Source organism: Gordonia sp. CNJ-863, from assembly GCF_001942325.1.
Lineage (GTDB): Bacteria > Actinomycetota > Actinomycetes > Mycobacteriales > Mycobacteriaceae > Gordonia > Gordonia alkanivorans.
Genome location: NZ_MKKG01000073.1, coordinates 1 through 1,769 on the forward strand (window position 1 = coordinate 1; position 1,769 = coordinate 1,769).

2 protein-coding genes are annotated in these 1,769 nt (G+C 62.7%); both read right to left on the reverse strand.

Annotated elements, in window-relative coordinates:
- Positions 1–198: hypothetical protein (locus tag BJF87_RS22725; RefSeq protein ID WP_139319577.1), on the reverse strand; the 198-nt coding region annotated here is incomplete at its 3' end.
- The coding region (locus BJF87_RS22730; RefSeq protein ID WP_075863976.1) for a cbb3-type cytochrome c oxidase subunit I at positions 195–1,769 on the reverse strand (1,575 nt) is incomplete at its 5' end. The genes BJF87_RS22730 and BJF87_RS22725, both read right to left, overlap by 4 nt.

Consider the following 1,769-nt stretch of genomic DNA (forward strand, 5'->3'; position numbering starts at 1 on the left):
TGCCGCGGTCGCCGCGATCAGCCACAGCAGCAGGGGAGTGCCCTGAGCGAGGACAGAACCCGCGAGCAGGGTCAACGCAAAGGTCATCAACGCGGTGTAGCCGACTGCGAGGATGGCGAACCATCGAGGAACGGTCAGCGGGCGGCGCGATCGCGGGACGGCGGCCTGGTCGAGGGCAGGGAAGGGGGAGTTGTTCACGGTCGGCTCTCCGGGTCGGGATCTGTAGATGCTTCATGGTCTCCGGTGGTCAGCGGCGCACGGCGGACTTCTTCTGCGGTCTCGCTGGGTTCACCGTGCCGTGTGCCGACGTGAGCTTCGGCGCGCATCCGCTCCACCATGTGCGGGTAGTGCAGTTCAAACGCTGGACGCTCCGACCGGATGCGGGGGAGTTCGGTGAAGTTGTGGCGCGGCGGTGGGCAACTGGTGGCCCATTCCAGGGAGTTGCCGAAGCCCCATGGATCGTCGACGGTGACGACCTCGCCGTAGCGGTAGCTGCGGAAGACGTTCCACAGGAACGGCAAGGTCGAGATGCCGAGGACGAACGCGCCGGCGGTGGAGATGATGTTGAGCGTGGTGAAGCCGTCTGAGGGCAGGTAGTCGGCGTACCGGCGGGGCATGCCTTCTGCTCCGAGCCAGTGTTGCACCAAGAAGGTGAGGTGGAAGCCGATGAACGTCAGCCAGAAATGGATCTTGCCCAGGCGTTCGTCGAGCAGACGTCCGGTCATCTTCGGGAACCAGAAGTAGATGCCGGCGTAGGTGGCGAACACGATGGTGCCGAAGAGGACGTAGTGGAAGTGGGCCACCACAAAGTAGCTGTCGGAGAGTTGAAAGTCGATGGGTGGGCTGGCCAGGAGCACACCGGTGAGTCCGCCGAAGAGGAAGGTGACCATGAAGCCGACCGAGAACAACATCGGTGTCTCGAACGTCATGTGGCCCCGCCACATTGTGCCGATCCAGTTGAAAAACTTTACGCCCGTCGGCACCGCGATCAGGAACGTCATGAAGGAGAAGAACGGCAACAGCACGGCGCCGGTGACATACATATGGTGTGCCCACACCGCGACCGATAGGGCGGCGATGGCGAGGGTGGCGTAGACCAGTCCTGAGTACCCGAACAACGGTTTACGGCTGAAGACCGGGAAAATCTCGGAGACGATGCCGAAGAACGGCAGCGCGATGATGTAGACCTCGGGGTGGCCGAAGAACCAGAACATGTGCTGCCAGAGAATGGCGCCGCCGTTGGACGGATCGAACAGATTCGCGCCGAATTGACGGTCGACTTCGGCGCCGAGCAGTGCCGCGGTGAGCAGCGGGAACACCAGCAAGATCAGGACACTGGTGACCAGGATGTTCCACGTGAAGATCGGCATGCGAAACATCGTCATTCCCGGTGCGCGCAGACAGATGACCGTGGTGACCATATTGACCGCGCCCAGGATGGTGCCCAAGCCGGACACTGTCAGTCCGAGAAACCACATGTCCGAGCCGACGCCGGGTGAGTGAATGGCATCGCTGAGCGGGGTGTAGGCGGTCCAGCCGAAGTCGGCGGCACCACCGGGGGTGATGAAGCCGGCGATCGCGATGGTCGAGCCGAAGACGAACAGCCAGAAGCCGAGGGCGTTGAGCCGCGGGAAGGCGACGTCGGGAGCGCCGATCTGCAGGGGCAGTACGAAGTTGGCGAAGCCGATCACGATGGGGGTGGCATACATCAGCAGCATGATCGTGCCGTGCATGGTGAACAGCTGGTTGTACTGCTCGGTCGAGAGGAA